This is a genomic window from Hwanghaeella sp. 1Z406 (assembly GCF_048892425.1).
GTDB lineage: Bacteria > Pseudomonadota > Alphaproteobacteria > UBA8366 > Aestuariispiraceae > Pacificispira.
In genome coordinates, this window is record NZ_JBLZHU010000001.1 from 712,783 (window position 1) to 737,378 (window position 24,596).

Below are 24,596 nucleotides of genomic sequence, written 5' to 3' on the forward strand. Positions count from 1 at the left end.
AAATTAGCCGATCTTGGCCTTCACGTAAGACCCTGGCGCTGGCTCTATTGTCTTTTTGCCACAGCCGGGCGGGCGGGCGTCGATCTGGGCACCGTCGAATTTATCCAGCCAGTTTTTCCATTCCGGCCACCATGAGCCTTCATGATGCGTGGCTTTTTCCAGCCAGGCCTCTGGATCCTTCACCTTGCGGTTATACAGCCAATAGCCATATTTCTGCTTGTCGGGATTGGGCGGATTGATCACGCCTGCAATATGCCCTGATCCGGCCAGACAGAACTTCACGGGTCCGGAATAGGTATTCACGGCGGCGTAGGTCGATTTCCACGGCGCAATATGATCTTCACGCGTTGACAGAACAAAGGTCGGCGTTTTGATGGTCGACAGATCTATCGGCACACCATCCAATTCAATGCCACCCGGTTCGATCAGTTTGTTTTCCAGATACATCTTGCGCAGATAGAAGGAATGCATTGCCGCGGGCATGCGGGTTGAATCGCTGTTCCAGTATAACAGGTCGAACGGGAAGGGATCCTTGCCCATCAGATAGTTGTTCACCACAAACGACCAGATCAGGTCATTGGCGCGCAGCATGTTGAACGTGGTCGCCATTTCCGACCCTTCCAGATAACCGCGCTCATTCATCTTCGCTTCCAGGGACGCCAATTGCTCCTCGTCGATGAAGACTTCCAGTTCTCCGGCTTCCGCAAAATCGATCATGGTGGTGAAATAGGTGACAGATTTGACCTTCTTTTCCTGCCCTTTCGCCTTTAGATAGGCCAGGGTCGCGGCGGTCAGCGTGCCCCCCAGGCAATAGCCGATCATATTCACCGCAGGCTCGCCAGTCAGTTCCGTAATCTTGTCAATCGCGGTGACCGGGCCTTCCAGCATATAGTCGGTAAAGTTCTTCTGGGCCAGGGATGCATCCGGGTTAACCCAGGAGACGACAAAGACCGTCAATCCCTGAGAGACAGCCCATTTGATGAAGCTGTTCTTTTCCCGCAGGTCTAGGATATAGAACTTGTTGATCCAGGGGGGGACGATCAACAAGGGCACTTTATGGACGGTTTCCGTCGTCGGGGCATACTGAATTAACTGTATCAGGTCATTCTGATAGACGACTTCCCCCGGAGAAACGGCCAGATTACCCCCTACCTCAAACGCGTCGGCGTCGGTCATGGAAATTTTCAGCTTGCCCTTGCCGCGCTCAACATCGTCCAGCATGTTTTCCAGGCCACGAACCAGGTTTTCCCCTTTGGTATCCAGGGTTTCACGCAGAACTTCCGGATTTGTCAGGACAAAATTGGTCGGGGCCATGGCATCGGCGAATTGGCGGGTATAGAAGTCGATCTTTTTCATCGCCTTCTCGTCCAGGCCTTCCACATCGTGCACCGTTGACTGCATATAGCGGGCGGTCAGCAGATAGGATTGCTTGATATAGTCAAACAGGGTGTTTTCGGTCCAGGTGGCGTCTTTAAAACGGCGGTCGTCATTCTCAGGTGTAATCGTTTCTTCGGATTCCTGCCCCAGCATTTTCCGCGTCGTTGCGGTCCACAGGTTCATATAGTCCGTCCACAGATTCAAATTCGCCTGCAAGACAGCCGATGGATTCCGCATCATTGCCTGGGTCATTTCCAGGAAGGTGTGACCGATATGCATTGGGTCGCCGTGACCAAAGGGGCTTTCTGTATCTTTTGCCTGGCGTTGCAGAAAATCCTGAACCAGTCGCTGGCTGCGTTCCGCAATGGCGACCATATTGTGCGACCACTCTACCGGATCACCCCAGTTTTGTGGATCGTCGGGTTCTGGCGTTTGCTGGCTCATGCTACACGATCTCCCACTATGACCACTCGTTTCAGGGTCGGCACATCGTCCAATAGCGCCCGAATGCGAAAGGCTGGACGGCGTGCGTCGACTCTCCGATAAAAGGCTATGCTGGTTATACTGAACTGCAACGTAAAACCCAAGGCCAGTGAATCCTGATACGTCGAATTTAGGGGTATTGGTTTGTAATCGCTCGGTTGCCGCTGGCGCCTATGGCTTCTATGATGCGCCGCTTGGGAAAAGGGCGGGATTTTAAAAGGGTGACAGGTCTGATGTTGGTTCTAAGAGCGATGGGTGACACGGTGATGCGGCGATCGATGCATATTCTATTGGTGGCAGCCGTGCCGGTCCTGTTGACGGCCTGTGAATCCAGCAAGGACGTTGTGGATGCCGTCAACCCCGTCAAATGGTTTGAAGGCAGTGACGCGGATAAGGCGGCTGAAAACACCGAACCCAAGCCGGTTCCAGGAGCCAACGGGCCCTATCCGCAGTTAGGGGCGGTGCCCGAAGCGCCGGAAGAACCTTCGATAAAGCGGGAATACATGAAGCTGTCGGATGTTTTGGCCGCAGATCGTGAAAACGCACTTTATACGGACGAAGTTATTCGCCGCGAAGCACCTCCGGTGCGCATGTCAGCCGCCCCATTGCCAAGCGCGGTTCCTGAAGAGCCACCAACGGCGTCTTCTATCACACCACCGCCGGAAAGTTCAGCGCCAGCACCGGCCCCTAAACCGGCGCCAGCGCCAGCACCTTTGGCGACTGCCCCAACCCCAGCACCAACCCCAGCACCAACCCCGGCGCAAACCCCGGCGCCAGCCCCCAGCGCAACGGCCAGCCCTGCGCCAAAGCCTGCACCAACCCCCCAGCCTTTGACATCATCTTCTGCCGGGACGGCTCCGGTGCAGCCTTCTGCTCCGCCGCCTTCTGCTGCGCCAATCGCCCAGCAGACAGCCAGCGTGGCCGCTGCCCCCACGGCAACACAGATGATCGCAACAATTTACTTTCCGTCTGGTGGGGAGGCTCTGACCGAACGGGACCGCGGAATTCTGAGGCAGGTCGCGCAGATTTATCAGCGTGATGGCGGCAAGCGGGTCGTTGTTGTGGGCCATTCCAGCCAGTCCGGCGCGCAGGGTTCGCAATCTCAACAAGCGCTTGTGAACTATAAGGTATCGCTGGACCGCGCCGCCTCTGTTGGCCAGGCATTGGTCGATGCGGGCATTCCCCTGGATGATATCGTCGTTGATGCCAGGGGCTCCACGGAATTGAAATATTCAGAGGAAACCGAGGCGGGAGAGGCTGGAAATCGCCGCGCCGAAATCTTCCTGCAATATTAAAAGCAGAGAATTTCAGTATGACCGTCTTGGCCTCATTGTAGGGACCTAGACAGAGAGACTGGTGTTCAGTCGTAGCATGAGGATGCGGTTGTAATGTCCGATTTTCACAGAATAAAACGCCTTCCCCCCTATGTCTTTGCAGAAGTCAATGCGGCAAAGGCCAAGCTGCGTCAGGCGGGTGTTGATGTGGTCGATTTCGGTATGGGCAATCCGGATTCCGCGACCCCCCAACACATTGTCGACAAGATGATTGAGGCGGTGAAAGACCCCCGCACGCATCGCTATTCCACCAGCCGCGGCATACCCGGTTTGCGCAAGGCATTGAGCGGGTATTACGAGCGACGCTTTAACGTGTCGCTGGACCCTGAAAGCGAAGTGATCGTGACGCTGGGCTCTAAAGAGGGGTTGGCGAATCTGGCTCAGGCGATTACCAGCCCGGGCGATGTTGTGCTGGTTCCAAACCCCTGTTATCCCATCCACAGCTTTGGCTTCATAATGGCCGGCGGGGCTGTGCGCAGTATGCCAGCGGGGGGCGAGATGGATCAGCCGCTGGACGTCTTTCGCCGCAGCTTCATGGAATCGCTGGCCCGCGCTGTGGCGCATTCCATCCCCAAACCCCTGGCGGTGGTTTTGAACTTCCCTCAGAATCCAACCGCGCAATGCGTTGATTTGGATTTCTATGCGGAGGTCGTTGATTTCTGTCGTCATCACGAAATCTTCGTCCTGTCCGACATAGCCTATTCTGAAATTTATTTTGGCGATGTGCCGCCACCGTCGATTTTGGAGGTTCCGAATGCCAGAGACATCGCCGTGGAGTTTTCGTCCCTGAGCAAGACATATTCCATGCCGGGTTGGCGTATCGGCTTTGCGGCGGGCAATAAGCGGCTGATCGCGGCCCTGGCGCGGATTAAGTCCTATGTTGATTACGGGGCGTTCACCCCCATCCAGGTCGCAGCAACCGCGGCGCTGAACGGGCCACAGGATTGTGTCGCCGAGGTTCGCGCCCTGTATAAGGAACGCCGCGATGTGTTGGTTGAGGGGCTGGCCCGCGCTGGGTGGGTCGTTCCATCGCCGGAAGCCACCATGTTTGTCTGGGCACCCTTACCACCCCGGTTTTCGAATATGGGATCATTGGAGTTTTCAAAACTGTTATTGGAAAAGGCGGAAGTGGCCGTCGCGCCGGGCGTTGGATTTGGAGAATATGGCGAGGGGTACTTGCGTTTTGGGCTCGTGGAGAATACCCAGCGCATACGCCAATCGCTGCGCAACATCCGCAGTTTTCTCGGCGGGGCGGATGCATGACCGTGCAGGCGCCGAATTGGTCTTCGCATAGGGGGTAGTAAACGGCTATGGCCGAGGTATTGAAAGTTGCGGTGGCAGGGCTTGGTACCGTTGGTGCCGGTGTTGTGTCCTTGTTGGCACGACAGGCGGAATTAGTGGCGCACCGCAGCGGTCGCCCCATTCTGGTGACTGCTGTTTCGGCGCGGGATCGTGATCGCACGCGCGCCTGTGATATCGGCTCGATCGCCTGGTTTGACGATGCTGTGACAATGGCGTCGCAGGCCGATTGCGATGTGGTCGTTGAACTGATCGGTGGCAGCGAAGGGACCGCGAAGGCGGTCTGCGAGGCAGCCCTAAAGGCCGGGCGTCATGTGGTGACCGCAAACAAGGCCCTGATTGCAATCCACGGCACGGAACTGGCAAAACTGGCAGAAGAGCAAGGGGCTGCGCTGAGCTTTGAAGCGGCGGTTGCCGGGGGTATCCCTATTATCAAGGCCATGCGGGAAGGCCTTGCTGGCAATCAGATCGAAAGTGTTCAGGGCATTCTGAACGGCACCTGTAATTACATCCTGTCGACGATGCGCGATACGGGTCGTGCTTATGAAGAGGTGCTGCAGGAGGCTCAGGAGCTGGGTTATGCCGAATCTGATCCGACCTTTGATGTTGAGGGGATCGATGCCGCCCATAAGCTTGCCATTCTGGCGACATTGGCGTTCGGACGGGCGGTTGATTTTGACGGTGTCTATATTGAAGGCATCAGCCGCATCGCCGCCGTTGATATTGATTTCGCAGAAGAACTGGGCTTTCGCGTCAAACTGTTGGGAATGGCTTCCGCTGACAGTGAGGGTGTGATGCAGCGTGTCCATCCGGTTCTGGTGCCAGCAAATTCGCCGATTGCCCGTGTTGAAGGCGTGTTCAACGCCGTGGTGACACAGGCCGATCCGGTGGGCACGACGGTTCTGGAAGGACGCGGCGCAGGGGCGGGGCCAACGGCATCTGCGGTTGTCAGTGATATCATGGACATTGCCGCAGGGCGTTTCGGACCGATTTTTGGTGTTCCTGTCTCGCATTTATTGCCCTCTGCCAGCCATCCAATTGAACGGCGGGAAGGGGCCTATTACGTGCGCCTGCGTGTGATCGACAAGCCAGGTGTGATCGCGGGCGTGACAGCCGCGCTGAGGGACGAGCATGTTTCGATGGAATCGATTATACAACGGGGCCGTGATCCGAATGAACCTGTGGATGTCGTCTTGACGCTGCATGAGACGACGGAAGCGGCAATGAAGCGGGCGCTGGGCCGGATCGAAGAACTGTCGGCGGTGATAGAACCGCCGCATGTGATCCGGATCGAACGATAACCGGGGCCTGATAAACATTCGGTGTCGCCAAGCGGCCCGAACAATACATGTGATAAGAGGAAGCGATAAATGGTGAATATGGATCGGAATTTGGTGCTGGATGCAGCCCGCGTGACAGAAGCGGCGGCAATTGCCTCTTGGAAATGGTGCGGACGCGGCGACAATATGGCAGCCGATCAGGCAGCAGTGGACGCAATGCGGACCGCGCTGAACCGGCTGGACATTCGCGGTCGTGTCGTGATTGGTGAGGGAGAGCGTGACGAGGCCCCGATGCTGTTCATCGGTGAAGAGGTCGGAACCGGCAAGGGTCCGCGCGTCGATATCGCGCTGGATCCGCTGGAAGGCACGTCGATTACGGCAAAGGGGGAGCCCAATGCCCTGGCGGTCCTTGCCTTTGCAGAAGATGGCAAATTGTTGCATGCGCCAGATGTTTACATGGATAAGATTGCCGTTGGTGGCGGTCTGCCACAAGGGATTGTCGATCTGGATGACACCCCGGCGGAAAATCTGCGCCGCGTTGCCGAAGCAAAGAATTGTAAAGTTTCCGACCTGATGGTCTGCATTCTGGACCGATCCCGCCATGCCGATTTGATCAAGGCCGTGCGGGAGGCTGGGGCCGGTATCAATCTGATTGGCGATGGCGATGTTTATGGCGTGATGGCAACCAGCCAGGCCAGCAGCGGCATCGATGTCTATATGGGCTCTGGCGGCGCGCCGGAAGGAGTTCTGGCCTGTGCCGCCCTGCGCTGTATCGGGGGGCAATTCCAGGGTCGCCTGATGTTCCGCAATGATGAGGAAAAGGGCCGCGCCGATCGGATCGGGATCAAGGACCTGAACCGTAAATATGATATGATGGAACTGGCCGCAGGCGATGTTATCTTTGCAGCGACCGGCGTTACCGATGGGAATCTTTTGCATGGGGTGAAGATGACCGATGGCGGTGCCCGCACCCAGTCTCTGGTCATGCGCTCCTCCACCGGGACCGTGCGCAAAATCGAAACCGTGCATGATTTTTCCCGCAAAGACTGGATCAAAATTTAACCGCGTTTCGCAGAAAAGGATGAATACACCCGATGCAGGCCGATGCACTGCCGACAGATCAACAGTCTGGCTATCTGGGTGTTTCCCTTTCCGCCTCTGGCAAGCGCTGGGAGGCGCGGGCGGATGAACCCCGGCTGACCGCCGCCCTGGCACAACGGTTTGATCTGCCAGAGCCTGTCGCCCGCGCCCTGGCGGCCCGTGGCATTGGTCTGGAAGGGGCAGAGGCCTTTCTGGATCCAAAGCTGTCGCGGGACCTGCCAGACCCGATGCATCTGCTGGATATGGACAAGGCGGCCCGCCGGATTGCCGACGCGATCAAAGCGGGGGAGCTGGTTGCCGTCTTTGGCGATTATGATGTGGATGGTGCAACGTCATCGGCCTTGCTGATCCGCTTTGTTCAGGCGGCAGGCGGCAGAATTATCAGCCATATCCCAGACCGTATTGCAGAAGGCTATGGCCCGAACTTGCCCGCCCTGATCTCCCTTAAGGAGAAGGGGGCTGCGGTCGTGATCACCGTTGATTGCGGCATCACCGCCTTTGACGTGCTGGCGGCGGCGGCGCAACAGGGCGTGCAAACCATCGTCATTGATCACCATGTCGCTGAACCCCGCCTGCCCGACGCCCTGGCCGTGGTTAATCCAAACCGATTGGATGAAGACAGCCCCCATGGCCATATGGCGGCGGTTGGGGTCACCTTCCTTCTGATCGTCGCGGTCAATCGCCTGTTGAAAGACGATGGCTGGTTCAAATCCCGACCGGCCCCGGATTTGATGTCCTATCTGGACCTGGTCGCATTGGGCACTGTCTGCGATGTCGTGCCGCTGGTCGGGGTCAATCGCGCCCTGGTATCGCAAGGCCTGAAGGTCATGGGATTACGCGGCAATATTGGCCTGAATGCCCTGGCGGATGTCGCGCGGATGAATGAGGCACCCGGCACCTATCATGCCGGTTTCTTGATGGGGCCCCGGGTCAATGCGGGCGGGCGCGTGGGGGAGGCGGCACTGGGCACAGAATTGCTGTCGACCCATGATGCGACCCGTGCCCAGGTGATTGCCCAGCGTCTGGATGCCTATAACGAAGAACGCCGTGAAATTGAGAAAATCTGCCTGGATGAAGCCATTGCCCAGGTTGAGGCGTCTGGCGATACCGATGCCCCCTTAATTCTGGTCGCCGCCCAGGGCTGGCATCCAGGCGTGATTGGCATCGTCGCGGGCCGTCTGAAGGAACGCTATAACCGCCCCGCCTGTGTCGTTGCGCTGGATGACACCGGCATGGGGAAAGGGTCTGGACGTTCTGTGCCCGGCATTGATCTGGGATCGGCCATCATTGCCGCGCGTCAAAGCGAGCTTTTGATCAATGGTGGCGGGCATAAGATGGCTGCCGGTTTCACTGTTGCTGCCACCAGCCTGGCGGACCTTCAAGCCTTCCTGCAGGACAGGGTGCACAGGGAAGCCGGGCAGGGCGGTCTGGTGCCTGTGCTGCGCCTGGATGGCACGGTCAGTGTCGGGGGGGCGTCTCTGGCGCTGGTCGAAGCGCTGGAACGCCTGCAACCCTTTGGTCAGGGCAATGCAGAGCCGCGATTTGTGATACCCGATGCGCGCCTGTATCAGGCCGATATCGTGGGGGAGGATCATGTGAAGCTGTTGATCGGGGATGCGATGGGTGGACGCCTGAAAGGCATCGCCTTTCGCTGTGCCGATACCCCGATGGGGCAGGCCTTGCTGCGCGCAAGGGGCGACCGTGCCGTGCATCTGGTCGGGCGCCTGCGCAAAGACAGCTGGCAGGGCGTCGACCGAGTTCAGATCATGGTCGATGATGTGGCCGAGGCCCGCTAGAGCAAATCCCAAACAAACGGATTCGTTTATGACGACGTATTTGCTAAAAAACTAGCTCTTAAGCTCGGTTGCCGTGCGCACCATTTCATCCACCGTCTTCAAGCTTGTCGCGGCGGAGGAATAGGCCCGTTGCGTCATGATCATGGTGCTGAATTCCAGGGCCAGGTCGGTTGTCGATTGTTCCAATGAATTGGCAGAGAAGGTGACGCGGCTGGTATTTGCCAGATCAACCAGTTGCAGCGTGCCTGAATTCGCGCCCAGTTTGAAATGAGTATCGCCTGTCCGCACCAATCGGTTTGGCTCGACAACATCGCCCACCGCGATCCGCCCGATGGGACGCTGAAGACCATTGGTGAAGTTACCAATGACATTGCCATCCTTGCCAAATGTGACAGAGCTTAATTGACCCTGAACGCTGCCATTCGACGACAAGCTTTCCTGGGTGACGCTGCCGCCATATTGCGTGGTGCCGGACAGATCCAGCGTCATGGTATTCGTCGCGCCGGAATCGGCCCAGGAAACAGAGATGTCCAGGGGGGTATTGGCGACACCGTTTACGGTCGTCAGATTGCCAGAGGCATCAAATGTCACGGCGACAGGCTGAACGGCCGGGGTGGCGACGGTACCGCCTGTCCCGCTGATTGTCATATCCCAGGTATTTGCAGCAGCATTTTTGACGAAAGTCGCGATCAGTTGCTGTTCGTCACTGAAACCGTCATCGTCGCCCGTGCCATCATAAACCGGCAGGTCAAAACTATAGGTTTCTCCGGTTGCAGCGGTGCCGGGCAGGTTGACCTTCAGGCCGCCTTCCGTGGTTGCCACGGCCTCATAAACATTGCCTTCCGGATCGATACGGATTGGCTGAAGCCCGGCGGTAGAGTTTGTGTCGACGGAATATGTCTCTGTCGCCACATCATACGGCCAGCCCATAAGGTAATTGCCCTTAAGGTCGGTCAGATAGACCTCTTCGGCCCCACCATTGGAAACGACGGATTCGCCGAATATGCCTGCATCGGTCAGTTCCAGCGTATCATCGGACGGCGTCAGGCTGGGCGAGGTGATAAAAAACCCTGATCCGGAGAGCGCCGCATCCAGGCGTCGCTGGGTGCCATAAATGACGCCTTCCTTGTCCCGGAAAATCTGCTGATTGGCCTGTGTGCCCAGAAAATTGCTGAATGTGCTGCCTTTGGATTTAGAGGCGACCATCTCCTGAAAGCGGACCTGTCCGGCCTTATAGCCGGTGGTCGTGCTGTTTGCGATGTTGTCACTGATGTTCTGAAAGGCCAGCGATTGCGCGTTCATCGCGCTCACGGCTGGGGAGAACATAGAATAAGCAACCATGGCAAGCCTCTTACCGTTAATAAGTGGACCGCAAACAGACGGGCCCACAGATTTGTATGCAATCCCCATGCCGTTTTAGTCATTGCCCCAAGTTTAGGGGGCGATTTCACAGATTTTTCAGAAAAGTCGATAGAATGAAAACTGGCGCTTGACCTAGCCCCCGGGTCTCGGTAAATCCCTGCGCATACGAAGCGGCGTCACCGCCGCGCCTCGATCGCGACCCCTTCGTCTAGAGGCCTAGGACACCGCCCTTTCACGGCGGCAACACGGGTTCGAATCCCGTAGGGGTCGCCAATTTTTCAATGACTTAGATAGCGTTGGTTTAGGACTTAGGACTTAGGACTTTTTTAGGACTTTTTCCTATGGTCCGGTTTGGCTTTTTTGGCCCTGTGACGGTTGGCGGCGGAAATGTCGTAGGGTGATGCATTCCTACCGGCAATGTTGGCAAGGATGCCGAGTGCGCGCTTATTTCGGCGTCTTGTCTTTGGCGTCGATTGCGATGCAACGAAGTAAAATGTTCTCGCCATTCTTGGGCAGCCGTTGCTCTAGCTCTACGCGATGCTGACCGTCTTCGGCGGTTAAACGTCACCGGTAGCGCCCCATTCTCGATATAACAAAATTATACCGGCAAAGTACGATGACCATTCGCCCCCCTAGGACGACCTGTAACACCACGCTTGTCGGCATCGCTACGAAACTGAAAGCGGTTCGCGTCGCCCATAATTCCATGTGGCTTTAGGAGTCGCGTTCCATCCCCTGTGTGTATGGGGGAATATTAACGTAGTGGCCTTTATTCCGAGAGTTCTCTGGTAGTTGCACCGCATTGAGGGCATGGTATCAACCTAATGGATTCCTTAAACTCTGTCCGCTTATCCAGAAGGATTTTTACCTTCCAGCCGGTAAGTTGCTCTTTGTATCCACATTTTTGACAGACAATCGATTTCGAACGTAGTTTGACCGAACCGTCTTGAATTTTATCAAGTGAAGGAAGGTTTATTCCAAACTGTTCGGTAGCTACTTTATGCAAAGCCTCTCGATAGCTTATTTGAGAAAAACTACCCCCACTTATCACAACGAAATGTCCTAAGCCGTATTCGCCATCATATGGGAACCGGTCTTTTGTGATAGGTACAGAGATCGTAGAAAACCATTCTCCGAACAAACCGATGGTGAAAATCATATGTTTCCGGTCAATATCAACTAATACAGACGCACCTCCAAAATGTTTAATTACAGCCTCGTGAACTCTATGTGATTGCTTGTGCTTATCATTATTTTTATCAAATAAATAGTCCGTATATAGAACTTTATTTTTTCTTAGAACGCTCTGTTCTACTTCATGAATAGGTTTGAGCGCTATCCTAAGTTCGTTGTGGAGAGCATTTTTTCTAAATTCTTCTCCAAAAAGATAGTGCCCGGTTCCAAGGGCGACTTTCGCGCTGAACGGCATTCTTATGTAAGGATCAATCTTAAATTTGCTTGTTATCTGTTCGGTGCCAGTTGGCAGGCTATTGACGACATGTCCGGCTATTGGGTCGAAAAATTTTAACGTAGATTGGTCAAACACGAGTTGAAATGGAGCACCAGATTCTGTCCTACCGTTCTTCCAATTAAAAGTCTTTGCACTCCCTTTAAAACTTACGGAGCGTACTCTTTTCATGCCGAGAATTGGGTCATTTGCGACAGCTCCATCTATGAATGATCCTAGCTTTGAGTTTGTCTCTCTATCGACATGGATGGTGAATTTGTCGTGCCCTCCCAACGATTTTGGGATGATATGTTCAATGCTTAAGTTTTCTTTGGGGATTTTTTCGCCGAGGTACGGGCAATAGACTAAATCTTTCATGTAATTTTATCTTTCTATACTGTAAAAATATATGATATTTTTATATACGCCTAACTATTTTTCTAGTTTTATGAAAATAATAGCAATAACAGCCATAACTACTAGCGCAATAACAGATATAATCTTGTTGTTGTCTGATACTGAACGGCTACAGCTATCGCACATCAAGAGGCTACCTTTGTGCCGCCTTCCATTGTAGCCGCGCATTACATCGGTCCTTACCATCTCGCTTTTTGGAACGGTTCGTCTGCAGTTTGGGCATACAGGCATGGCGGAAACTCTTAAGCGTAATTATATCCTAAATTGAATTCTTACATAACCTATCCTTATAAAGTCTACTGTTAAGTTGCGTAAATCTTCCTCCTTTAGAAAACGCTAATCGAGCCTCTTTATCATTGGTTCAAAAAGGTTGAACCGCTAGGAACAGTTATACAATCGTGGTATAAGATTTTTTCCAAAGCGATTGAAAATAAAAGATTAGTTCGAATGCCGTAGGGGTCGCCACTTTTTTCAATGACTTAGCAGTTTCTATTTTGGGAATTTATGGGGCATTGTTTCTAGGGTGTTGCGTGCGCTTCTGCGTTCGTGCTGCATCCGGTTCTCTTTTTCCTTCTGATTGTAATCATCTCTATATCTCAAACAAAGTCGGGGCCTTGCCGTAAGGGCAAAATATCGTTATAAGAAAAATGCGAAATTCTTATAGCTGGGGTTAGTTTCGTGAAAACGATTGATCTTGCATACCGCACGATGTTTGCCGAATTGGTGCAAAGATGTCTGGATGCAACATTTGAAACTGAGTTTTCAATTGAGGGAAACTTTGTCCGGGTTCCGGTGAAGGGCAGGGATTACTGGTATTTTGAGGTTACCAGGCCAAAAAAAACGCGAAAATATGTCGGACCTGCGGAGGATCCTGAGATTACACAGCGGGTCGAGGCCCACAAAGAGGTAAAGCAGGATAAACGGGCCTTGCGAAAACTGGTGTCAACGCTGACCCGCGAGGCCGGGTTGGCCGCCCCAAACCGCTTTACGGGCGATATTGTGGACGCTATGGGAACTGCCGGGATATTCCGTCTTCGTGCTGTCCTGATCGGGACCGTTGCCTTTCAAACCTATGCGGGATATCTGGGCGTCAAATTACCGGGTGCGGCGCTTCAGACCGGCGATGCGGATTTCGCACAGCATTATTCTGTGTCTTCTTCTATCGAAGAGAGTTTGCCACCGGTAATGGATATTCTGCATAGCGTCGATCCGAGTTTTCGACCCGTTCCGCATCTATCTGACCCGAAGCATTCAACACAATTCGAGAATGCCACCCGCTACAGAATAGAGTTTTTAACGCCCAACCGAGGGTCAGATGAATATCTGGATCAGGCAACCCCAATGCCTGCGCTGGGTGGAGCGGCCGCGCAACCGCTCAGGTTTCTGGATTTCCTGATCCATGAACCCGTTCGCACAGTGATGTTGCATCGATCCGGTGTCCCCGTCACCGTTCCCTCACCGGAACGATTCGCGATCCATAAGTTGATTGTGGCATCCCGCAGAAGATCAGATGCGGCGGGTGCCGCGAAGAGAGAGAAAGATATTCTTCAGGCGAGCCTTCTGATTAAAGCATTGGATGTGACCCATCGCCTGGATGAGTTGGCGGAAGCGCTGACAGAAGCCTGGCACAGAGGTCCAGCATGGCGCGCCGCTATCGATAAGGGCCTTAAAATGATGCCGAAGAAAAATCGCGACACAAGCGTGACGATCCTGCAGCAGGCATTGGCTTCTATTGGCGAAGATCTTGATGGGTTTCGTCTATCGGAAGGTTGATCCGATCAGATCTGAAAAGATAGGGTTATTCTCTGAAACCGTTTAATACGATTGACAATAAAAACATGTGTTGCCCGTCCCGCTAAGAAACCGGCTCCAGTTTGGTTTCGGGCCAGTGGAAGACCGGGGTTCGTTTGTTGGGCGTCTGGGGATTTGGGATGGAGATGCTGTAGAGGCTGCGCGATACCATGTAGCTGGCATCTTCCATGGTCTGGGTCAGGGTGCCGATTTCGATCTGGCCCGTGGCGCAGTTATACGACACATCATCATTATGCAGGGGCAGGTAGAAGCATCCATCCTTCAGCACAAGCGGCGGGCGATGGGTGACCGGCAGAAAGGGCAATTGTTCATTGACCTGAATGTCAAAGGTCCAGTCCTTGCCCAGATCAATCACCATTGGAAATTCATAGGCCGGCTTGAACAGGTAAGGGGGGTCAATGTCGTCCAGTTCTGTGCTGAGCATTAATAGATAGGCGCCGGGGAATCGGTCCTGATCTCTGTATTCGGTACGGATCGCGTAGAAACTGGACCCGGAATTATGCAAGTGCCCGACCAGAAGATTACCGCAGGCGGATTGGTGATAGTGTTTCAGCGTATTCTTAACGATTGTGTTCATACGCGCGCCTTTTGCGGATCGTGACGCCGAATCTGTTTGCATCAGCAAATGGATAGACGAAGATACAAATCCACAAATAAAGTATGGTTTCAATCCTGTCAAAAACGAATCTGAGTGCCAGTTGGGTGCAGAGAATAAGGGATGCCAAAACAATTGCCCGATTCAGCGAATTGGGGGAGAGTTTTTTATAGGGTTTTTCCTATGTGTCTGGCGCTCAGGGCGAGTCTGGGGGCGCAGCGTGTTGCTTGAAAGGGAAGAATAGCAATGCTGAAGGAATTTAAAGAATTTGCGATGCGGGGTAATGTCATTGACCTGGCTGTCGGCGTGATCCTTGGGGCGGCGTTCGGCAAGATCGTCGCATCCCTGGTGCAGGATGTCGTTATGCCGCCGCTGGGCATGCTGTTGGGCGGCGTGGATTTCAGCGAAATCTTTATCAACCTGTCCGACCAGACCTATGCCACCCTGGCGCTGGCTCAGGAAGCCGGGGCGGCGACGATTAATGTTGGGCTGTTCCTGAACAATGTCTTGAACTTCATCATCGTCGCCTTCGCGATCTTCATTGTAGTCAAACAGATGAACCGGCTGAAAAAGGCCCCGCCACCGGCAGATCCGACGACAAAGGATTGTCCCCTGTGCTTGTCCAGCGTGCCAATCAAAGCAACCAAATGCGCGCATTGTACATCTGATCTCTAAAAGTGCCTCTGGACAGGGTTCAGGCGGCGTTCAGGGACCAGTCATACCGGTCGTCTGAGATGGCACTGAACCCGTCCAGGCGGGCTTTCAGGGTGGGGGCGGCGTAGAGCTTGAGATGGTCCAGCAAGGATGCGTCGGTCCCGCCGAAATCTTCGTAGAACCAATCATAAAGGCTGGACAGGATCAGGCGATCACCGTCGATCTGAATGGCTCTTTCTGAATTCACGAAGGCTTCTGCGGCCCCATTCAGTTGCTGTTCCAGAGTATCGGCTATAAAGGCCCGTGGCTGTAAATCCGGGCAGCCGATGGAGGCGCAATTGACGGCATAGTGAATGCGAGGGTCCTGCCAGATGGGCCGCAGGATGCGGTGTTCGATATCATTTAGAGAAAGGTCCTGGTCCTCAACGCGCATCAGGTCCGCACCCCAGGGGCCGGTGGCGAACAGGCCTGGCGAGATGTTGATGTCCTGAATAGACGATACCGGCATGTGATCCAGCACCGTCCGCACGGTCTGGGCATTATACAGATTGACCCAGAAGGTAAATTGCTGGTCCCGGTTCAGGCTGCTGACAGGCACCGCGTGCAACAGGGTCAGATAGTCATCCAATTGTTGCGTGGCGGCCTCGTCAAAATCGCCATAGCGCACCAGATTAACGCCGGGCTGCACGACCACAAACCTGTTCAGAAGGTCACTCCATGCGCTGTGATCAATCGCGCGTGTCGATGCGGGGGCGTGCGCCTGCCATCGGTCCCAACGCTTGGCGCCGGGGGCTAATGCGCGGGAAAGCCCGCCAAATCCCGCCATGAAAGTGACGCCGCAACCCAGCGCCAGCCCGTTGAACAGGCGGCGCGTCACGTCATGCTTGCCAGACTGAATTCTGCGCGCCCATCGCACCATTGGAGTTCCGACCCTGAAACAGATTGCTGTTGGGGGCGGATATGGGGCGATTGGCCTGGGGGGCAAATCACACTGCGGTGAGGGGGCCGATCAAGTCTGCCAGAATTCGCCCGGTGCTGCGATAATGCGCCTGTAACAGCTCTGTTGCCTTATCGGCATCCCGCGCCAGGACCGTGGTCATCAGGACCTGGTGTTCATTGCCGATATCCCGGTCCGGCAGTGGGCTGGAATCCCGCAGGTTCGGGAAGCGATAGCGCTCTGTCTCGACATATAACTTATCGGCAAAATCCAGCAGCCACTGGGACTGACACCCCGCGATCAAGGCGCGATGAAAGGCATGGTGGCGCTCTTCCAGGGCGCGCAGATCCGCATCGTTTACCGGGCGCGGCAGGGTTGAGACGCTTTTCGCCTTCAGCATCAGGGCATGATAGGCGGCAACAACTTGCGCCTCCCAGGCATCGTCGCCCTTGTCGATGGACCGGCGCAGGGCGTCGCCTTCAATCAGGCAGCGGCTTTCGATGGCGTCCCACATTTCGGCAATGGATATCGGGGCAACGGTGAAACCGCGCAGCGCGACATTGACCACCAACCGGTCGCTTTGCAGCCGGTTCAAGGCCTCCCGTATCGGGGAGAACCCGACGCCATAGCGCTGTTTCAACTGCTCAAGCCGCAGCGGTTGATTGGGGGGCAGGGCACCGCTGATGATATCCCATCGGACCTGCTGATAGGCTTGTTCTGCCAGTGTCATGACTTCGATTACTGTTGTTTCTCAGTACTTTCTTCTAGCCTGATTTTTTCATTATGGCAATATTTTCGAAAATCTTTATTTACATCGAAAATATGACAGGCCACACTACGGGTCATTGAGTGCCACCCCGCTTGTGCAGGAAGGATGTGTGTGATGCCAGCAACCCGCCAGAACTATCAGGAAGATGTGGCCGGACGGGCCAATGTCGATGATACGCCGGAGCTATTGGCCTATTACGATGAATTGGATGACCTGAATGCTGGGGCCTTGTGGACGGTTGCCAACAAGATTGAACCGTGGGAGCCGCAGTCCTCCTCTGTTCCCATGCTGTGGCGGTATAATGACCTGCGCGACCATGTGATGCGGTCGGTTGATCTGGTAACACCGGAAAAGGCTGGGCGTCGCGTGATCTATCTGAATAATCCGGGCCGCACCGATGTTGCTGCGGCGGTAGGGTGGCTGTATTCCGGTCTGCAAGTCATGCATCCGGGCGAACGGGCCTCTGCGCATCGCCATTCCGCCTCCGCCCTGCGCTTCATCATGGAAGGCAGCGGGGCCTATACCATCGTTGATGGGCACAAGATGACCCTGGGGCGCAATGATTTTGTCCTCACCCCCAATGGCACCTGGCACGAACATGGCGTGGACGAAGGGGGCAGCCCCTGTATCTGGCAGGATGGTTTGGATATCCCCTTCGTGAATGCGATGGAAGCAAATTTCTATCAGGTGCATCCGGATCTAGGTCAAGCTGTGGGCTATGCCGTGGATGATATGACCAAGACCTGGGGCAATCCCGGCCTGACCCCGGTAGGCGGCGCTTGGGAAAAGGCCTATTCCCCGATGTTCAAATACGAATGGGAACCAACCTATGAGGCGTTGAGCCGATATGCGGCGACGACGGATGGGTCCCCGTTCGATGGCGTGATGATGAACTATATCAACCCTGTGACTGCTGGCCCGGTCATGCAAACCATTGGAGCCAGTATGCAGATGCTGCGACCTGGCGAGGCGACGAAGGCACATCGCCATACCGGCAGCTATCTGTATCAAGTGGCCAAGGGCAGCGGGCATTCGATCATAAACGGTCAGCGATTTGATTGGCAGGAGCGCGACATCTTCTGTGTCCCCTCCTGGGCCTGGCATGAACATGCCAATGCATCGGACAGAGAGGATGCCTGTCTGTTCTGTTTCAACGATTTACCCGTGATGAAGGCCCTGGGCCTGTATCGCGAAGAAGCGTTTGGCGATAATGGCGGCAACCAGCCGCTATCCGCCTGATCCCCAGATAATCTGACGAAAAGGGTGTGTTATGAAACTTGTTACCTTCCGTGCTTCGGTTGAAGCATCGGCCCGTTTGGGTGTTGTGAAATCCGATCAGGTGATTGATGTCGGCTTGCTGGGCGCAGCATTTGGGGAGGAATTCCCGACATCCATGCTGGACCTGATTGATTTAGGGCCGGCTGGCCTGGCTGCGGTTGAAGATGCCCTGGTGGAAGCCGATGGACGCTGGCCGATTGGAAGCGCATTGCCAATTGAGAATGTGACCCTGTTGGCCCCCATTCCCCGCCCGCGAAAGAATATTTTTGGCATCGGTCTGAATTATGTCGAACATGTTGCGGAATCCAGTAAATCCCTGGATACGTCCAAGGACCTGCCGACCCAGCCAGTGATCTTTTCCAAACCGCCGACGACCGTGATCGGTCCCGGTGCCGCCATTGAGCACAACAAGGCCCTAACCCAGCAATTGGATTGGGAGGTTGAACTGGCCGTCATCATCGGGCGCACCGCCCGCAAGGTTGGCGAGGATACCGCCATGTCCCATGTGTTCGGGTACAGCGTCATGATTGATATCAGCGCGCGGGATAACCGTCGTGCGGGTCAGTGGATCTATTCCAAGGGTCAGGATACCTTCGCACCGTTCGGGCCCTGCATTGTCACCGCGGATGAAGTCGACGATCCGCAAGGGCTGGATTTGTGGCTGACCGTCAATGGGGTGGAAAAGCAACGGTCCAACACCCGCCACATGCTGTTTAAAATCCCGACCCTGATTTCTGACATTTCCATGGGCATGACGCTGGAGCCAGGCGATATCATCGCAACAGGCACGCCGGAAGGCGTCGGGGCAGGGCGGACACCACAGGAATGGCTGTGGCCAGGCGATGTCGTTGTTGCCTGCGTCGAAGGGATCGGCAAGATCCGCCATCCGGTCGTTGCGATCAGCGCGGAAGACTAGGGTTCAAGGCAAGGGGAGCAATCAGCATGGATTTCGATGTCGCACAGATCGATCCGCAGATCGCCTATAAGCTGATGACATCGACCATCACGCCAAGGCCCATTGCCTGGGTGACCTCTTTGTCGGAGCAGGGGGTGGTGAACGCCGCCCCCTACAGCTTCTTTAATGCCATGGGCAGCAATCCTGCAACGGTGGTGGTCGGGCTTCTTCGGGATCCAAAGAAGGGATTCAAAGATACGGCGGCGAATATAATGAGCAGGGGGGAATTCGTGGTCAATCTGGTGCCTGAATCCTTGGCGAAACAGATGAACATCACCTCAATGGATGCGCCAAGTGACGTTAGCGAGCTTTCTGCAGCTGGCCTGACAGCACGCCCATCCCTGCATGTGACGCCCCCCCAAATTGCTGAATCGCCGGTTTCATTCGAATGCGTAACCCATACAACGGTCGTGACTGGACCGGGGCAAGTCATTGCCATCGGGCGGGTTCTGGGCATACGCATCGATGATGCCTATATTCTGGATGCTGATAAGGGGTATATTGACACGCCTGCCTTGGGAATGATCGGGCGGCTACATGGCAGTGGCTGGTACACCCGAACGCAGGACAGTTTTCAATTAGACCGTCCCAGCTATGCCGATTGGATCGAAAAATCAGGCTTGGACAAAAAAGAGTAATTTGATCTGCAATGCGCGGAATCGCTTGAATCTCTCTCGTTTTGATTTATGTACGAGGTTGGGTAACCAAAGGGGTTATGGCAAAATTAGCCCCAACCAATCGAAACAGGGAGAGTCATTCATGAAAATTTCAAAGATTATCGGCGCGGCAACCATTGTTGCCCTTTCCGCAACGGGTGCCTTTGCACAAGATCGCACCGGCTGGCCTGACAGCTTTACCGTAGGCACAGCGTCTCAGGGTGGAACTTACTTTGCCTATGGCTCTGGCTGGGCAAATCTGGTGGCCGAAGAGCTGGGCATTTCTGGCGGTGGCGAAGTCACCGGTGGGCCGATGCAGAATATGGCACTGGTCCATACCGGCGATGCCGCTTTCGGCATGACCACAATGGGTCCGGCGCGGGAATCCCTGGACGGCACGAACCCGATTGCGCCTGGTCTGAAAATGACCAATGCCTGCGCGATGTTCCCCATGTATCAAACGCCGTTTTCAATCACGACGCTGAAATCATCGGGTATCACCTCTGTTGCTGATATTCCAGAGGGTGCGAAAATCGGGTTTGGTCCGGCTGGATCGACCTCTGATACCTATTTCCCGAAAATGCTGGAAACCCTGGGCGTGAAATTTGAACGCCGCAATGGGGGCTGGTCTGATCTGGGCGGGCAACTTCAGGATGGCCTGTTGGACGTGATTGCCTTTGCAGCCGGTGTGCCTGTTCCTGCGGTCAGCCAGTTGGAAGTTCAGACCGAAGTGAACATCATCGAGTTCACGGAAGAAGAACAGGCCAAAATCATGGAGGCCTATCCGGTTTCCAATTTCCAAATCAAGGCTGATACCTATACCACGCTGAAGGAGCCGGCGCGTTCGGTGTCCATGTGGAACTTTGCCGTTGCCAATTGCGACCTGCCGGAATCTTTTGTTTACGAGGCAACCAAGGTTGTCATGTCGGACAATGCCCGCATGGTCAATATTCACAAGGCAGCCCGGTCAACCGTTGTTGAAAACTGGGACAAGAACACCTTCCTGCCCTGGCATCCGGGTGCAGCAAAGTGGTTCAATGAGAATGGCGCATCCATTCCCAAAGACATGATCCACGGCAGCATGTAAGACGACGCCTGTGGTTTGAAATGATGATTGGCCGCATCCGATTGATCGGGTGCGGCCTTCATTTTGTGCAATCGTTCTGAGACTATGGCACTATAAAAAAACAGGGATGGCGCTATGAACTGCGCCATAAAGGCTAAAGGGGCAGATAATGAGCAACGATAAATCCGACGACACCGATGAAATCATGCCAATTCACGCCGATGGTGTGGATGAGGAACCGGTTGAGGGCAATCGCCGCCTGTTCGAAGGGCGCGGCCTGTTGTTGATGAGCAGCCTGACGGTTCTCTACTCGTTGTTTCATATTCTGGCGCTAAATGGTTTTTCCGTATCCGGCATGACATCGGACCTAATCAATCTGCCGTTTTTACCGACATTCCCTATGGAAACCTGGAATTTCCGGATCGTTCACGTCGCCGGTGCATTGGCTTTGGGATTTCTTTTGTTTTCAGGGGCCAAATTTGCCGAAGATCCATCAGAGGAAACAAAGACGCTTGGTTATGTGACTTATCTGTTGCTGGCGCTTTCCTTAATGGCGACCGGGATGGCAGCGTATTTCGCCTTCCAGATCTCAAATGGCGTCATGTGGAATGGCATGGATGCAACGATCAAGTTCAATGAAACCTGGTTGTTCGGACTGCCCCTGATGATCGCGACAGTCGGCTCGATTGTCATTTCCTGGTTTCATCGTCGCGTGCGCAGCGGCTATACACTGCCTGATATTGTATTGACGGTCTGCGGGATTGCCGTCGCATTTTATCTGATCACGATCTATGACACACTGATGCGCAATTCCACCGGCACACCGTTCGCGCCGATCGGGATATCCATTTCTGCAGTTGCCGGTGTGCTGTTGATCATGGAATTGACGCGCCGGGTTGCCGGATTGGCCCTGGTTGTGATTTCGGTGATTTTCCTGATTTATGTCTTCGTTGGTCAGTATCTGCCAGGATTCCTGAATTCTCCCCCCATCGCGTGGGAGCGGTTCTTCAGTCAGGTCTATACGGATGCGGGTATTCTGGGGCCGACGACGGCGGTTTCATCGACCTATATCATCCTGTTCATCATCTTTGCGGCGTTTTTGCAGGCCTCGAAAGTCGGCGATTATTTCGTCAATTTCGCTTTTGCATTGGCCGGGCGTGCGCGCGGCGGACCGGCAAAGGTTGCGATCTTCGCCTCCGGCCTGATGGGGATGATCAACGGCACATCGGCCGGTAATGTTGTGGCAACAGGGTCCCTGACAATTCCCCTGATGAAGAAGGTCGGGTATCACAAAAAGACCGCCGGCGCGATCGAAGCCGCAGCCTCCACAGGCGGCCAGATCATGCCGCCGATCATGGGGGCAGGGGCCTTCATCATGGCGGAAATCACCGGTATTCCTTATACTGAGATCGCGATTGCCGCGATTATTCCGTCCATCCTGTATTTCGTTTCTATCTATTTCATGGTCGACTTTGAGGCCGCAAAGTTGGGCATGCGCGGTATGCGCTCAGAGGAATTGCCAAAGCTGGCCAAGATGATGCGGCAGGTTTTCCTGTTCATACCGATCATTATTCTGATTTATGCCCTGTTTCAGGGCTATTCCGTGATCCGCGCCGGAACATTGGCGATTGCGGCGGCAGCAGTGGTAAGTTGGCTAACACCGTACAGAATGGGACCAAAATCCATTCTAAAGGCCTTTAATCTGGCGGGGCTGATGTCCATTCAGATCATTGCGGTCTGTGCCTGTGCCGGGATCATTGTTGGCGTAATTTCCCTGACGGGCGTCGGGGCGCGATTCTCCAACCTTCTGCTGGGTCTTGCGGAAGCATCGCAATTGCTCGCCCTGTTCTTTGCCATGTGTATTGCCATTCTGTTAGGCATGGGCATGCCAACCACGGCGGCCTATGCTGTGGCGGCCTCAGTGGTGGCACCGGGGCTGGTTGAATTGGGAATCCCGATGCTGACGGCGCATTTCTTTGTTTTCTACTTCGCCGTGGTCTCTGCAATCACGCCACCGGTCGCGCTGGCATCCTATGCCGCGGCGGGAATATCGGGTGCCAATCCGATGGAGACATCGGTCGCGTCCTTCAAGATCGGGATATCCGCGTTCATCGTGCCGTTCATGTTCTTCTATAACTCCGCCATTCTGATGGAGGGGGAAACACTGGAGATTTTGCGGGCAGCCGTGACTGCGATTGTTGGGGTCTATCTGCTGTCGGCAGGGGTGCAGGGCTGGTTCTTTGGCAGCCGTGCCGTCTGGTTCCTGCGCATCGCGTTGGTCATTGCAGCTTTGTCGATGATCGAAGGGGGGCTGTATACTGATTTGGTTGGGATTGGCATTGCCGCTGCTGTCATTTTTGTGCAGCGGGTCTTTCGACCAAAGCCAGGCGCAACGATTGCGGTCCGCGGATCGGATTAGGACCCGCCTTTCTAAGGCGCGGGATCTTCCGGTGGGGGCAACATTGGAAGGCGCACCGTCACAGTCGTTCCGACATCGACAGTGCTTTCCAGCGTGATCTGACCGCCATGCTGTTCCACAAGCTCCCGCGCCAGAGGCAGGCCCAATCCGGTCCCGTCTTTGGCCTTGCCTATGGCATAGCTTGACTGCTCAAAGGGAATGAAAACCCGCGCCAAATCTTCCTTGGGAATGCCGACACCGGTATCTTCGACAATCAGGCTTAGCCATGGTCTGTCCAGCCGTGCGGCCACGGTTACCGTGCCGCCCGGATCCGTATATTTCACGGAATTGGACAATAGGTTTACCAATACCTGACAGATGCGTCGGCTGTCGCCAAGAAGGTCTGGAATATCGCCAGGAACGTCTTTTTGCAGAGTCAGTCCGCCACTTCGGGCCTTGGGGGCCAGAATGGTGATAGCATCCTGAACCAGATCATCGACATTTAATAGCTCATGTTGGATTTGCATCTTTCCCGCATCCAACTTGGCGATGTCCAAGATGTCATCGATCAATTGTAACAGCATCAGGGCGCTTTTTTGCACATCCCCCAGATATTCCGAATATTTTGGGGATCCGATCGGACCATGTGGCTGCATTTGGATCAGCTCGCTAAATCCAATGATGCTGTTCAGCGGCGTGCGCAGTTCATGGCTCATATTCGCCAGAAACCGGGATTTGGCGCGATTGGCGTCTTCTGCGGATTCCTTGGCGGCCTTCAGTAGTTTTTCATGCTCTTTGCGGGCGGTTATTTCCTGTACGGTCCCCTCATAGAACAGGGGATTTCCACCCTCGTCGCGAACCACATAGGCATTTTCCGTTATCCAGATACGCTCGCGGGTTTTGTGTCGATAGATTTCCGATTCGAAATTTTCAACACTGTCATTTTCGTCCAGCAGGCGTTTGAATTCTTCCCGACGGTTTGGATCGACATACCATTCCGACGCGATATCATGCACCTTTTTCAAGGTTTCTTCTTCGCTGTCATACCCGTTCAAGCGTTGCAACGCGGGATTGGCGCGCAGTTGTTTGCCATCAAGGGAAGAGCGATAAATACCTTCCGATACACGCTCAAAAATACGGCGATAATCAGCCTCGGTTTCAATCAACCGTGCCTGGGTTTCCACCAGTTCGGTCACATCGGATATTGACCCAACATAACCGGTAACTTCACCCTTGGCGTCTTGTAACGCGGTCGCGTTTTCCGTTATCCAGATAACAGATCCATCGACACGTTTAGCGGCGCTCAAAAATCCCCGAACTTCGCCATGCTTTTCAATCTGGCGCATGAACCGGATTCGATCTTTTGGGTCTGCATAGTAACTGCCGGAAGTGCGGTTTCCAGTCATCAACTGGATGGCGGATTCATAGCCCAGCATTTTAGCCAAAGACAGATTTACAAAACGATATTGCCCATCAACGGTGGTTTCAAACAGGCCTACCCCCGCAAGATCAATCATCTGACGGAGGGTTTTGAACATCACCGACTCCCGGCCTTGCGGCAGGAGAGCGCCTTTATCTGA

The 24,596-nt window shown here is 54.5% G+C and carries 19 protein-coding genes and 1 tRNA gene; 13 read left to right on the plus strand and 7 right to left on the minus strand.

Going from position 1 to position 24,596, the window contains the following annotated elements; all coding sequences use genetic code 11:
* Positions 1 to 3 precede the first annotated feature (3 nt).
* Positions 4 to 1,821, minus strand: a complete 1,818-nt coding sequence (locus tag ACOSDR_RS03330; RefSeq protein WP_420730355.1) for a PHA/PHB synthase family protein — start codon at positions 1,819 to 1,821, stop codon at positions 4 to 6.
* A 272-nt stretch (positions 1,822 to 2,093) separates the two neighbouring features.
* Here ACOSDR_RS03330 and ACOSDR_RS03335 point away from each other — a divergent pair, with 272 nt between their 5' ends.
* From ACOSDR_RS03335 to recJ, 5 genes are all read left to right on the plus strand, one after another.
* Entirely contained in the window at positions 2,094 to 3,155 is a 1,062-nt protein-coding gene (locus tag ACOSDR_RS03335) for an OmpA family protein (RefSeq protein WP_420730356.1), read from the plus strand.
* A gap of 93 nt (positions 3,156 to 3,248) precedes the next feature.
* On the plus strand, positions 3,249 to 4,457 hold the full coding sequence (locus ACOSDR_RS03340; protein ID WP_420730357.1) for an LL-diaminopimelate aminotransferase: 1,209 nt from the start codon (positions 3,249 to 3,251) through the stop codon (positions 4,455 to 4,457).
* Positions 4,458 to 4,504: 47 nt separating this feature from the next.
* On the plus strand, positions 4,505 to 5,794 hold the full coding sequence (locus ACOSDR_RS03345; RefSeq protein ID WP_420724295.1) for a homoserine dehydrogenase: 1,290 nt from the start codon (positions 4,505 to 4,507) through the stop codon (positions 5,792 to 5,794).
* A gap of 78 nt (positions 5,795 to 5,872) precedes the next feature.
* On the plus strand, positions 5,873 to 6,835 hold the full coding sequence (gene glpX, locus ACOSDR_RS03350) for a class II fructose-bisphosphatase (protein ID WP_420730482.1): 963 nt from the start codon (positions 5,873 to 5,875) through the stop codon (positions 6,833 to 6,835).
* Between the two features lie 32 nt (positions 6,836 to 6,867).
* Positions 6,868 to 8,670 (plus strand): single-stranded-DNA-specific exonuclease RecJ, encoded by a 1,803-nt coding sequence (gene recJ / locus ACOSDR_RS03355; protein WP_420730358.1) that lies wholly within the window; start codon positions 6,868 to 6,870, stop codon positions 8,668 to 8,670.
* Between the two features lie 51 nt (positions 8,671 to 8,721).
* Here recJ and ACOSDR_RS03360 read toward each other — a convergent pair whose 3' ends face one another.
* Positions 8,722 to 10,011: a flagellar hook protein FlgE gene (locus ACOSDR_RS03360; protein WP_420724293.1), complete on the minus strand. Its 1,290-nt coding sequence runs from the start codon at positions 10,009 to 10,011 to the stop codon at positions 8,722 to 8,724.
* Between the two features lie 218 nt (positions 10,012 to 10,229).
* Here ACOSDR_RS03360 and ACOSDR_RS03365 point away from each other — a divergent pair.
* Positions 10,230 to 10,305 (plus strand) — tRNA-Glu (locus ACOSDR_RS03365).
* Between the two features lie 496 nt (positions 10,306 to 10,801).
* On the opposite strand, the gene ACOSDR_RS03370 is transcribed toward ACOSDR_RS03365, so the two are convergent.
* Entirely contained in the window at positions 10,802 to 11,857 is a 1,056-nt protein-coding gene (locus ACOSDR_RS03370) for an HNH endonuclease (RefSeq protein ID WP_420730359.1), read from the minus strand.
* A gap of 717 nt (positions 11,858 to 12,574) precedes the next feature.
* On the opposite strand from ACOSDR_RS03370, the gene ACOSDR_RS03375 reads away from it, so the two are divergent.
* Entirely contained in the window at positions 12,575 to 13,669 is a 1,095-nt protein-coding gene (locus tag ACOSDR_RS03375) for a GSU2403 family nucleotidyltransferase fold protein (RefSeq protein ID WP_420730360.1), read from the plus strand.
* An 82-nt stretch (positions 13,670 to 13,751) separates the two neighbouring features.
* Here the strand turns inward: ACOSDR_RS03375 and ACOSDR_RS03380 are convergent, their stop codons facing one another.
* Positions 13,752 to 14,285: a hypothetical protein gene (locus ACOSDR_RS03380; protein ID WP_420730362.1), complete on the minus strand. Its 534-nt coding sequence runs from the start codon at positions 14,283 to 14,285 to the stop codon at positions 13,752 to 13,754.
* Between the two features lie 258 nt (positions 14,286 to 14,543).
* On the opposite strand from ACOSDR_RS03380, the gene mscL reads away from it, so the two are divergent.
* On the plus strand, positions 14,544 to 14,978 hold the full coding sequence (mscL, locus tag ACOSDR_RS03385; protein ID WP_420730483.1) for a large conductance mechanosensitive channel protein MscL: 435 nt from the start codon (positions 14,544 to 14,546) through the stop codon (positions 14,976 to 14,978).
* 19 nt (positions 14,979 to 14,997) lie between these two features.
* On the opposite strand, the gene ACOSDR_RS03390 is transcribed toward mscL, so the two are convergent.
* Positions 14,998 to 15,876, minus strand: coding sequence for a DUF547 domain-containing protein (locus ACOSDR_RS03390; protein WP_420730363.1), 879 nt, complete (start codon positions 15,874 to 15,876; stop codon positions 14,998 to 15,000).
* Between the two features lie 67 nt (positions 15,877 to 15,943).
* Positions 15,944 to 16,624, minus strand: coding sequence for a GntR family transcriptional regulator (locus ACOSDR_RS03395; protein ID WP_420730364.1), 681 nt, complete (start codon positions 16,622 to 16,624; stop codon positions 15,944 to 15,946).
* A 153-nt stretch (positions 16,625 to 16,777) separates the two neighbouring features.
* Between ACOSDR_RS03395 and ACOSDR_RS03400 the strand changes: the two genes are divergently transcribed.
* From ACOSDR_RS03400 to ACOSDR_RS03420, 5 genes are all read left to right on the plus strand, one after another.
* The gene (locus tag ACOSDR_RS03400; protein ID WP_420724289.1) at positions 16,778 to 17,902 is read left to right on the plus strand and encodes a cupin domain-containing protein; all 1,125 of its coding nucleotides are present in this window, start codon (positions 16,778 to 16,780) and stop codon (positions 17,900 to 17,902) included.
* Between the two features lie 31 nt (positions 17,903 to 17,933).
* Complete coding sequence (locus ACOSDR_RS03405; RefSeq protein ID WP_420724288.1) at positions 17,934 to 18,857, plus strand: fumarylacetoacetate hydrolase family protein; 924 nt, start codon at positions 17,934 to 17,936, stop codon at positions 18,855 to 18,857.
* A 26-nt stretch (positions 18,858 to 18,883) separates the two neighbouring features.
* Positions 18,884 to 19,534, plus strand: a complete 651-nt coding sequence (locus tag ACOSDR_RS03410; protein WP_420730365.1) for a flavin reductase family protein — start codon at positions 18,884 to 18,886, stop codon at positions 19,532 to 19,534.
* Between the two features lie 121 nt (positions 19,535 to 19,655).
* Positions 19,656 to 20,639 carry a TAXI family TRAP transporter solute-binding subunit gene (locus tag ACOSDR_RS03415; RefSeq protein WP_420730366.1) on the plus strand — a complete coding sequence of 328 codons (984 nt, stop codon included), beginning with the start codon at positions 19,656 to 19,658 and terminating at the stop codon, positions 20,637 to 20,639.
* A gap of 148 nt (positions 20,640 to 20,787) precedes the next feature.
* Complete coding sequence (locus ACOSDR_RS03420; RefSeq protein WP_420730367.1) at positions 20,788 to 23,037, plus strand: TRAP transporter permease; 2,250 nt, start codon at positions 20,788 to 20,790, stop codon at positions 23,035 to 23,037.
* Between the two features lie 11 nt (positions 23,038 to 23,048).
* Here the strand turns inward: ACOSDR_RS03420 and ACOSDR_RS03425 are convergent, their stop codons facing one another.
* On the minus strand, positions 23,049 to 24,554 hold the full coding sequence (locus ACOSDR_RS03425; protein WP_420730368.1) for a PAS domain-containing sensor histidine kinase: 1,506 nt from the start codon (positions 24,552 to 24,554) through the stop codon (positions 23,049 to 23,051).
* Positions 24,555 to 24,596: the final 42 nt, after the last annotated feature.

Bases quoted from the DNA above. Each gene is read 5' to 3' on its own strand.
- ACOSDR_RS03330 (WP_420730355.1), bottom strand. From the start codon at position 1,821: ATGAGCCAGCAAACGCCAGAACCCGACGATCCACAAAACTGGGGTGAT.
- ACOSDR_RS03335 (WP_420730356.1), top strand. From the start codon at position 2,094: ATGTTGGTTCTAAGAGCGATGGGTGACACGGTGATGCGGCGATCGATG.
- ACOSDR_RS03340 (WP_420730357.1), top strand. From the start codon at position 3,249: ATGTCCGATTTTCACAGAATAAAACGCCTTCCCCCCTATGTCTTTGCA.
- ACOSDR_RS03345 (WP_420724295.1), top strand. From the start codon at position 4,505: ATGGCCGAGGTATTGAAAGTTGCGGTGGCAGGGCTTGGTACCGTTGGT.
- glpX (WP_420730482.1), top strand. From the start codon at position 5,873: ATGGATCGGAATTTGGTGCTGGATGCAGCCCGCGTGACAGAAGCGGCG.
- recJ (WP_420730358.1), top strand. From the start codon at position 6,868: ATGCAGGCCGATGCACTGCCGACAGATCAACAGTCTGGCTATCTGGGT.
- ACOSDR_RS03360 (WP_420724293.1), bottom strand. From the start codon at position 10,011: ATGGTTGCTTATTCTATGTTCTCCCCAGCCGTGAGCGCGATGAACGCG.
- ACOSDR_RS03370 (WP_420730359.1), bottom strand. From the start codon at position 11,857: ATGAAAGATTTAGTCTATTGCCCGTACCTCGGCGAAAAAATCCCCAAA.
- ACOSDR_RS03380 (WP_420730362.1), bottom strand. From the start codon at position 14,285: ATGAACACAATCGTTAAGAATACGCTGAAACACTATCACCAATCCGCC.
- ACOSDR_RS03390 (WP_420730363.1), bottom strand. From the start codon at position 15,876: ATGGTGCGATGGGCGCGCAGAATTCAGTCTGGCAAGCATGACGTGACG.
- ACOSDR_RS03395 (WP_420730364.1), bottom strand. From the start codon at position 16,624: ATGACACTGGCAGAACAAGCCTATCAGCAGGTCCGATGGGATATCATC.
- ACOSDR_RS03400 (WP_420724289.1), top strand. From the start codon at position 16,778: ATGCCAGCAACCCGCCAGAACTATCAGGAAGATGTGGCCGGACGGGCC.
- ACOSDR_RS03405 (WP_420724288.1), top strand. From the start codon at position 17,934: ATGAAACTTGTTACCTTCCGTGCTTCGGTTGAAGCATCGGCCCGTTTG.
- ACOSDR_RS03410 (WP_420730365.1), top strand. From the start codon at position 18,884: ATGGATTTCGATGTCGCACAGATCGATCCGCAGATCGCCTATAAGCTG.
- ACOSDR_RS03415 (WP_420730366.1), top strand. From the start codon at position 19,656: ATGAAAATTTCAAAGATTATCGGCGCGGCAACCATTGTTGCCCTTTCC.
- ACOSDR_RS03420 (WP_420730367.1), top strand. From the start codon at position 20,788: ATGAGCAACGATAAATCCGACGACACCGATGAAATCATGCCAATTCAC.
- ACOSDR_RS03425 (WP_420730368.1), bottom strand. From the start codon at position 24,554: ATGTTCAAAACCCTCCGTCAGATGATTGATCTTGCGGGGGTAGGCCTG.